Origin of the sequence: Actinokineospora auranticolor (assembly GCF_002934265.1) — a bacterium.
Classification (GTDB): domain Bacteria; phylum Actinomycetota; class Actinomycetes; order Mycobacteriales; family Pseudonocardiaceae; genus Actinokineospora; species Actinokineospora auranticolor.
The window spans coordinates 1-9007 of sequence record NZ_PTIX01000051.1 but is presented as its reverse complement, the minus strand read 5'-3'; the positions used below and the strand labels follow the sequence as shown (position 1 = coordinate 9007).

At 73.3% G+C, this 9007-nt stretch carries 7 protein-coding genes and 1 pseudogene; 1 reads left to right on the top strand and 7 read right to left on the bottom strand.

Translation table 11 applies throughout. The features are described from left to right. Positions 1 to 196: 196 nt before the first annotated feature. A pseudogene (locus tag CLV40_RS36810) lies at positions 197 to 1145 on the bottom strand (helix-turn-helix domain-containing protein). 71 nt (positions 1146 to 1216) lie between these two features. Between CLV40_RS36810 and CLV40_RS36805 the strand changes: the two are divergent. Beyond that, positions 1217 to 2200, top strand: a complete 984-nt coding sequence (locus tag CLV40_RS36805; RefSeq protein ID WP_104483668.1) for a saccharopine dehydrogenase NADP-binding domain-containing protein — start codon at positions 1217 to 1219, stop codon at positions 2198 to 2200. Here CLV40_RS36805 and CLV40_RS36800 read toward each other — a convergent pair. From CLV40_RS36800 to CLV40_RS36775, 6 genes are all read right to left on the bottom strand, one after another. Further along, the gene (locus CLV40_RS36800; RefSeq protein WP_104483667.1) at positions 2197 to 2706 is read right to left on the bottom strand and encodes a hemerythrin domain-containing protein; all 510 of its coding nucleotides are present in this window, start codon (positions 2704 to 2706) and stop codon (positions 2197 to 2199) included. The genes CLV40_RS36805 and CLV40_RS36800 overlap by 4 nt on opposite strands. Positions 2707 to 2750: 44 nt before the next feature. After that, positions 2751 to 3905 (bottom strand): hypothetical protein, encoded by a 1155-nt coding sequence (locus CLV40_RS36795; protein WP_104483666.1) that lies wholly within the window; start codon positions 3903 to 3905, stop codon positions 2751 to 2753. 125 nt (positions 3906 to 4030) lie between these two features. After that, the gene (locus CLV40_RS36790) at positions 4031 to 5203 is read right to left on the bottom strand and encodes a hypothetical protein (RefSeq protein ID WP_104483665.1); all 1173 of its coding nucleotides are present in this window, start codon (positions 5201 to 5203) and stop codon (positions 4031 to 4033) included. Between the two features lie 133 nt (positions 5204 to 5336). Then, a complete protein-coding gene (locus tag CLV40_RS36785; RefSeq protein ID WP_104483664.1) occupies positions 5337 to 5846 on the bottom strand; it encodes a flavin reductase family protein in 510 nt (169 codons plus the stop codon). After that, positions 5846 to 6175: an AMP-binding enzyme gene (locus CLV40_RS36780; protein WP_104483663.1), complete on the bottom strand. Its 330-nt coding sequence runs from the start codon at positions 6173 to 6175 to the stop codon at positions 5846 to 5848. Before CLV40_RS36780 ends, CLV40_RS36785 begins: the two co-directional genes overlap by 1 nt. 524 nt (positions 6176 to 6699) lie before the next feature. After that, on the bottom strand, positions 6700 to 8757 hold the full coding sequence (locus CLV40_RS36775; RefSeq protein WP_245931828.1) for a tetratricopeptide repeat protein: 2058 nt from the start codon (positions 8755 to 8757) through the stop codon (positions 6700 to 6702). Between the last annotated feature and the right edge of the window lie 250 nt (positions 8758 to 9007).

The window sequence follows — 9007 nt, the reverse complement described above, 5'->3', positions numbered from 1 at the left end:
CAGGTACGCCAACGGGAGCGGCACGGGTACGCACCTCACCGTTCACACACCGCAGCCGATATTGCGGGGTTTGACCCAAAAGCGGGTCCCCCACAAAGGATCAATTCGGACGTTGCCGAGTCCACACGACACACCCCGCTCGAACCGACACGGAAGTGGCCGGGGCTGTCACCCGGCGGCCCACGTCATGGCGTTGTCAGCCCGAACCGGCCCCTCGGGTCTGGTCGCGGAAGGTGCGGCGGTAAGCGTCCGGGGACACTCCGACGGTGCGGTTGAAGTGCCTGCGCAGGGACGCGGCGGTGCCCAGGCCGGTGGCGGTCGCGATGGACTCCACGCTGTCGTCACCGGTTTCCAGCAGTTCCTGCGCACGGCGAACCCTCTGGTTAAGCAGCCACCGCAACGGGGTCGTGCCGGTCGCGGCGTGGAAGTGGCGGGCCAGGTTGCGCGAGCTCATGGCGGCCCGCCGGGCCAGGTCCTCGACGGTCAACGGCTGGTCCAGCCGCGCGGTCCCAGGGCAGGAGCGCGGTCAGCGGGTGGTCGTCGCGCGCGGGAACGGGCGCGGTGACGAACTGGGCCTGGCCGCCTGCCCGGTGCGGCGGCACGACCAGGTTGCGGGCGAGCCGGTTCGCCACGGCCGAGCCGTGGTCGGCGCGGACCAGGTGCAGGCACAGGTCCATGGCCGCCGCCTTGCCCGCCGAGGTGAGCACGCTGCCGCTGTCGACGTAGAGGACGTCCGGGTCCACGCGGACGTTCGGGTACCGCGCGGCGAGCGCGCCCGCGTGCGCCCAGTGCGTGGTCGCGGTCCGCCCGTCCAGCAGCCCGGCGGCGGCCAGCACGAACGCCCCCGTGCACAGCGACGCCACCCGGGCCCCGGCGTCGTGCGCCACCCGCACCGCGTCGACCAGGTCGGCGGGCGGCGGCACGTCGACGTCGGCCCAGCCGGGAACGATGACCGTGTCCGCGTGGGCCAGGAAGTCGAGCCCGCGGTCGGGCACCAGGTGGAACCGGCCGAGCCGCACGGGCGCCGCGCCGCAGACGGTGAAGTCGTACCAGTCGACGCCGCGCAGGTCGGTGCCGAAGACCTCGCAGGCCAGGGACAGCTCGAACGGGAGCATCCCCTCGGTGGCGACCAACGCGACGCGCATGTCCGAAACTGTACGTCGCTTGTCGTTCCGGACACTGGTCCCGGCCAGGGGCGCGTTGCGAGCATGTCCGCATGAGCGAGAACGTGCTGGTCTACGGCGCCTACGGGCACACCGGGAAGTTCGTGGTGGCGGAACTGCTGGACCGGGGATTCACCCCGCTGCCCTCGGGCCGGGACAAGGACCGCCTCCACTTCCCCGGCCTCGACCCGCGCCCCGCGACCGTCGACGACCCGGCGTCCCTCGACCGGGCCCTGGAGGGCGCCGCCGCGGTCGTCAACTGCGCGGGCCCGTTCGCCACGACGGCCGCCCCGCTGATCTCGGCGGCGCTGCGCGCGGGCATCCCGTACGTCGACGTCGCCGCCGAGATCGAGGCCAACGTCGACACGTTCGCCGAGTTCGCCGACGCGCGCACCCCGGTCATCCCGGCCATGGCGTTCTTCGGCGGACTGGGCGACCTGCTGGTCACCGCCCTGCTCGACGGCGAGACCGCGGCCGACGAGGTGCACATCGCCTACGGCCTGGACAGCTGGCACCCCACGGCGGGCAGCCTCGACGCGGGCGCGGTCTCCCACCGGCGCCGAGCGGGCAGGCGCGTCCGGTACTCCGGCGGCGGCCTCCAGTACCACGACGACCCGCTGCCGACGGTCCGCTGGCCGTTCCCGGACGGCCCGCTGCCGGTGCTCGCCGAGTTCACCATGGCCGACGTCGTCACGATCCCCAGCCACGTCGAGGTCGCCGAGGTCCGCACCTACATGGCGACCCGGGCCGCCGCCGACCTCACCGCGACGACCCCGACCGCCCCCGAGCCCGTCGACGCCCGTGGCCGCTCGGCGCAGACCTTCGTGGTCGACGCCGTCGTCCACATCGGCGACACCAAGCGCCGCGCGGTCGCCACCGGCCAGGACATCTACGCCGTCAGCGCGCCCTTGGCCGTCGAGGCCGTCCACCGCCTCCTCACCGGCCGGACCAGGGCCACCGGGGTCGCCTCGGCGGGCACGGCCTTCGACGCGGCGGACTTCCTCCGCGCCTTGGCCCCGCACATCGCTATCAGCTAGTCGTCCACCAGCAGGAACGCGGGCGGGTCGGCGCGCCACTCGGGGACGTCGAGTGCGTTGAGCGCGGCGACGATCTTCTTCTCCTCGTAGATGAAGTGCGTCAGCATCACCGCCGACAGCGCCGTGATCTCCTGGCGCGCCTTGGCCGAGGTCGCCGGGTCGGGCTCGTCCGGGAGGGCGTCGAGGACCTTGCGCAGGCCCTGCATCAGCCAGTCGAGCTGGTTGTGGTCGGTGCGCAGGGTGGCGAGCACGCCACGCAGTTCGGGGTAGTCGTGAGCGATCGCGGGGAACGCGACGGCGTCCTCGCCCTTGTGGTGGCGGTCGAGTGCGGTGCAGAAGGTCAGGCAGTGCGCGCGGAGGTCGCGTGGTGGCAGGCCCTTGCCGTCGATGTAGTCGTCGACGGCGTCACTCAGGTCCTCCAGCATCTCCCGCAGCCAGATGTGCGCCTCCAGCAACTGGGTGCCGAAGGCGGTGAGGCGATCGCTCGCCCCGGAACGTGCGTCCATGGATTCCTCTCGGGTGCACCACCAGTAATACCCGAGAGGTGGACTCAGCGGATCGGGCGCCAGATCGCGGCGGGGCCGTCGAAACTGTGCGAGAACTGCCCCAGGACCAGGCCGGACCTGGTCATCCCCTCGACGGTGGAGGAGGTCAGCCACTCCGGATCCGGGTTGGGCAGCTCGGCGAGGTGGCCGTCGCGGTCCCACACCACGGCCTCGCTGGTGGTCCACACCCCGTGCTTGGTGCCGAACACGACGCCGTGCTCGTCCACGGCGGCGGTGAAGCCCTCGAGCCGGTCGGCGGGCACGTCCAGCCGGTGCGCGGTGCCGTCCGGGTCCCAGCGGACCGGTGACTGGAACCTGGGGTCCGCGCTGCCGACGGTGCCCGCGACGTAGCCGTTCTCGCTGATCGCGCTCGCGGTCCCGGTCGGGCTGTCACCGACCGGGGCCAGCCGGGTGAGGGTGCCGTCGAGGTTCCAGCGGACCGGGACCCCGGGGGTCCCGCTGCTGCCGACGATCACGCCGCGCTCGTTGGCGTCGGCGTACACGTCGACGCCGCCGAGGGTGGTCAGCACCCGGGGCGTGCCGTCGCGCGACCAGCGCACGACTCGCGTGGTCCCGTCGGGGAACGCGCAGGTGCCGTAGGGCAGGCCCCTGGACGTGACGTTGAACTGCCGGACCGCGCACCCGGCGGGCACCGGCACCGCGACGGGCGCGTCGTCCCCGGTCCACCGCACCAGCGTCTCGCCGGACTGGCCGTACACGACGCCCGCGTCGGTGATCGCCCACGCGGAGCCGGTCCCGTCGCCGGGCAGGACGGGGAGTTCGCGGAGCACCCCGCGGTCCCAGCGGACCGGGTGGGAGGTGCCGTCCGGGGTCTGGGACCAGCCGACGACGGCGCCCCGGTTGTCGATCCCCAGCGGCAGGCTCTGCTCACCGCCCAGGGTGGGCAGGGCGTGGACCCGGCCATCCCGGTCCCAGCGGACGGGGTGGTCGGGCAAGGTGAAGGAGGTCCGGGAGGATCCCACCGCGATGCCCTCGTCGTTGACGGCGTTGAAGTAGACGCTGTCGTCGTCCGGCAGGGGTGGCAGCAGGGTGACGCGGTAGCTCGGCGGGTGGCCACCCCCGAGTGGTGCCGCGGCGGCGGGCGTCGCGCCCGCGATCACCAGGAGGGCCACACAGGCAAGCACGGACTTGGTCGCCATCGAGAAGATCCCCCCATCCGATGACCGGGTTCCCTTCAGGGTTCTCCCGGGTTCCGTTGCCGGTAAAGGGGAGTTCGGCCTGTGAACACGCCACCGCCGCGGGTTCCTCCGGTGGCGAGGCGGCGTCAGTGGTTCGGCCGCCAGACCGCGGCGAACCCCTTGAACTCCGCCGTGGCGAAGAACGAACCCAGGACCAGCCCGGATCCGGTGATGGTGTCGACGCCAGAGGCGGTGAAGCGCTCCGCGTCCGGGTTGGGCAGCGCGGTGGTGTGGCCGTCGCGGTCCCAGACCACCGCGTCGCTGACGAACAGGGGCGCGGTCACCGAGCCGTACACGCGGCCGTGCCCGTCGACGGCGGCGGGGACGGCCTCAACCCGGTTGGGCGGCAGGTCGAGCCGGTGCGCGGTGCCGTCCGGGTCCCAGCGGACCGGAGTACCCGACCAGGGGTACTGGGAGTAGCCGAAACCCGCGATGTAGCCGTTCTCGCTGATCGCGCTCGCGACGGTCGAGGGGCTGCCGACGACCGGGGAGAGCCGTGTGAGCGTGTCGTCGCGGTTCCAGCGGACCGGGACCTTGGTGCCCACACCGCTGGCCCCGACCAGCACACCGCGCTCGGTGGCGGCCCGGACGATGTCGCCGCCGAGGGTCGGTAGGAGCACGGGTGTGCCGTCGCGTGACCAGCGCGTGGCCCGCGAGGTCCCGTCCGCCAGTGCGCAACCGCCGTACTCAACGCCGCCTGCGGTGGCCGACACCGCGCAGCGCACGTACCCGGGCGGGACCGCCACGGGGGTCGGGCCGTCCTTCCCGGTCCAGCGCACAGCGGTCCACGGTCCGTCGAGTTCGGGCCCGGACCTGCCGTAGACGACGCCCGCGTCGGTGATCCACTGCGCGGAGCTGTACCCGTCCCCCGGGAGGGCGCCGAGGTCGCGGACGCGCCCCCGGTCCCAGCGGACGGCGTGCACGGTCTCGTCCGGGGTCTGGGACTCGCCGACGATCACCCCGGAGCCGTTGACGCCGTACGCCCGGCTGTTGTCCCCGCCCAGCGTCGGCAGGGCGTGGGCCGTGCCGTCGCGGTCCCAGCGGACCGCGCGTTCCGGGCCGACGTCCAGGTTCGTGGAGGCGCCCACGACGAGGCCGTGCTCGTTGATGGCCTCGGCGCGGTCCTCCAGGTCCCCCGGCAACGGCTGGAGCACGGTGACGCCGTACTCCGGCGCGGTCCCGTCCGGCGCGGCGGTCGCGGGTGTCGCGCCCACGGTCAGCAGGAAGGCCAGGGAGGCGAGGACCGGATTCTTCGCCATCGCGGAGATCCTCTCGTCCGATGAACGGGTGCCCTCGATGGTTCTCCCGGATTCCGTTGCCGGTAAAGGGGAATTCGTCCTGTGAACGCGCACGCCACCGCCGCCGGGGTTTCCGGCGGCGGTGGCGGTGGCGTCACTGGTTGAGGGTGGCGTAGGAGCCGCGGTGGAACAGCAGGGGTTGCTCGTCGGCGTTGCCGAGGTGGATTGTGTTCACCCGCCCCAGGAACAGGACGTGGTCGCCCGCCACGTGCTCGGTGTCCACATCGCACTCCAGGCAGGTGACCGCGCCGCGCACCAGGACGTTGCCGGAGGCGTCGACCGGGCCGCCGAGGACCCGTTGGGCGTCGAGGCCGCGGGGGCGGTCGCGCTTGGCGAAGCGGGTGGACAGCTCCTCCTGGTCGGCGCCCAGGACGTTGACCGTGAAGCTGCCGCGTGCGGAGATCAGCGATCGCATGCGGCCCTCCGTGCGGATGCTGATCAGCACCAGCATCGGGTCCAGCGACACCGACACCAGGGAGTTGACCGTGATCACCTCGGTGTCGGGGCCGTGACCGCGCGAGATGAGCGCGACACCGGTCGGGAACAGGCCCATGGCGCGGCGGAACGCGGTGCTGTCGGGCAGGCGTTCGACGACGTTGGTCATCACCGCACCGCCCCGGCGAGAGTGGCGCCGAGCGCCTTGCGGTCGACCTTGCCGTTCTGGTTGAGCGGCAACAGGTCGAACGCGGCGACCGTGCGCGGCACCATGTACGCGGGCAACCGGGCGCTCAGCGCGGTGAGCACCTCGTCGGTGTCGCCGACCTCGCCCGTGCAGGCGGCGACCAGCTCGACCTCGCCGTCGTCGCCCGGGATCGCGAGCACGACCGCGTCGACCACGCCCGGGTGGGCCCGCAGAGCGGCCTCGATCTCGCCGAGTTCGACGCGGTAGCCGCGCACCTTCACCTGGTGGTCGAGACGACCCAGGTGAACCATGGCGCCATCCAAGAAGGACACTCGGTCGCCGGTGCGGTACCAGTGCGGTGGACGGCGGCGCGGAGTCCCAGATGGCGTCGATCAGCTCCTCGACCGGCACGACGTGGTCGACCCGCATCAGCAGCAGGCCGAGGATGGTCTGCTGGCGGTGCGCGGTGAACCGCCGGGTCCGCCCGCCCGCCGTCACCTCGACCACACCGAGGACGTTGAACTCGGGCGCGGTCCCCTCCGCGTCACGCATGGTTCCCCTTCGGCAGGCGTCGGGCGGCAGCGACACGGTTCCGCGCGGACAAGTCCGGACCCTCACGGCGACCGGCGCGCGACTCCCACGCGGCGGACCACCACGATCCACTATGCAGTGGGGGCCAACTTCCCGCCACATGTGACCACCACGCACAGTGTGCCCGGAAACGGCGTTTGCCCGCGCGCCCTCGCCCGTTCAGCGCAACCGCAGGGGTAGCAACGCGGTGCTCCGGTTCGCCCAGCACAACGGTCGCCCCCGACGCCGTCCGTCCACAAAGGTCTCAGGCGTCCACGAGGCCGACCAGCAGGCGAGCCGCCTTGGGGCTGCCCATCCGCTCGTAGGCCGCGGCGGCGGCCGCGAGGTGTGCCTCCCGCGCGGCGGGGTCCCCTTGGGAGAGCGCGATTTCCGCGCGCAGCAGGTGGATCTCGGCGCGCAGCGCGCTGTTGTCGAGTCGGACGGCGATCTCCTCGGCACGCGCGGCGGCACCCTCGGCTTCATCGGGTCGACCACCGGCGGCGTACGCGGTCGCGGTGGCCAGCAACGACTTCGCGACCACGCTGTCCGCGCCCGCCGCGACCGCGAGCCGGGCCGCCTCGTCGAAGGCCGCCAGCGCCTCGGGAGCGCGACCAAGACCCGCGAGAGCGCGACCGACGAACAAGGTCTGCATCGCCGTACCCCGCGCGCGGCCGAGACGGACGTTGATGTCCAAGGCTTCCCGGAACCAACGCAGCGCCTCGTCGAAGTGGCCGGTGCGCAGGGCGAGGTTGCCGGTGAAGTCGTGGACGGAACCGCGCAACCGCTCGTCCTGGGCCACTTCACGAGCCCGGTCGAGCTCGGCCGCGGCGGCGTCGAACCGCTCGAGTTCCTGGTACGCCTTGGCGAGCAGGCACCGGCACCGCGCCTCGGCCGCCACCGCGCCGTCGAGCGCGGCGGCCTCGACGGCGAGGCGTCCGGTCTCGACCCAGGCCGCAAGGGGGCGACGGGCGTCGTAGTAGGCGAAGGTCGCTTCGAACAGTTGCCAGATGGGCGTGTGCCAACCACGTTCGGCGCAAGCCCGCATCGCGGCGGCGATGTTGGCGTGCTCCCGGTCGAACCACGCCAGCGCCGCGCCGGCACTCATCGTCAGCTCGACGTCGGCCAGCAGCCGCTTCGGGTCCGCGACCCGCAACCGCTCCCACCCCGTCGCCGCCACATCGGCGGCGGTGGCGCCGAGCAACCACCAGTCCACGGCCCGCCGCAACTGCCCGGCCCGCTCCGCCTCGGTCGTCTCCTCGGCCGCCACCCGCAGCGCGTGCGCGCGGATGAGGCGGTGCATGGCGTACTGGCCGTTGTCGCGCTCCTCGATGAGCGCGGCCGCGGCGAGGTGGTCGAGGTGGCCGCGCACCTCGTTGGTCGGCGCGCCGACCATGGCGCCCAAGACCTCGTCGCCGAACTCGGGGCCGACGAGCAGCCCCACCGCGCGGTAGACGGCGCGGGCGGGCTCGGGCAGCTCGGCGTGCACAGCGTCGGCCACCTTCGTGACCCGGTCGAGCACGAGGTCGGTGTCCCGCAGGTCGTCGATGAGCCGCGCGATGGTCCAGCGCGGGCGCACGGGCAGGCGGGCGCCGATCACGCAGATGGCGAGCGGGAGGCGCCCGCACAGCTCCACCAGCTCGGCCGCGGCCGCGGGCTCGGCGTCGACCCGGCCATCCCCGCAGACAGCGCGCAGCAGGTCGATGGCGTCCGGCGGGTCGAGGGGTTCGAGCACTATCGGGACGGCGCCGTCGACGTGCAGCTCCTCCAGCGCGGTGTTGCCCGCGACCAGCACGAGACCCGCGGCGGAGTTCGGCAGCAACGCCTCGACCTGGGCGGCGTCGGTGACGTCGTCGAGCACGGTGATCAGGCGGGTGCGGGCGGTCCGCGACCGGTAGAGGTCGCGACGGCCCGCGAGGTCGGCGGGGATCTTGACGTCGGGAATGCCCAGGCCCCTGAGGAGCCTGCCGAGCGCCGCGGCGGTCGACTCGCCGTCGGCACCGAAGGCGGCGTACAGGGCGCCGTCGGGGTACTCGCCCGCCAGCTCGGTCGCGGCCCGGCGCAGGAGCGCGGACTTGCCGACCCCCGGCATCCCCCGCACGGCGACCACCACGGGCCTGCCCAACTCGGGTTCGCCGCCGACCAGCGCGCGCAACGCCGCGAGCTGCCCGACCCGGTCGACGAACCGGGACGGCCCGGCGGGGACCTGCGCGGGCACCAGGTCCAGCGGCGGCTCCGGGGCGAACGTCACAGTCCCGATCGACCCCGCCTGCACGACCTGCCCGGCGACCCCCGCGAGCACGTTGCGCACCCCGTCAGCACCCACTGCACCAACCCCCCGCGGCGATCCGTGAACAGCCACGGTACTGCACGCGACCGCGCGGCGCGGGCACACCGGCCGAGGGGTTGCTACGGTGCGCGTACCACCGCACGGCCAGCCCGCCGACCTCCCCACCGGACCGAGACCACCCCGCCGCCCATGGCAATGCGAACCCCAAATGATCATGGTAAAACTCGAGCCGGGAGCCGGGAGCCGGGAGCCGGGAGCCGGGAGCCGGGAGCCGGGAGCCGGGAGC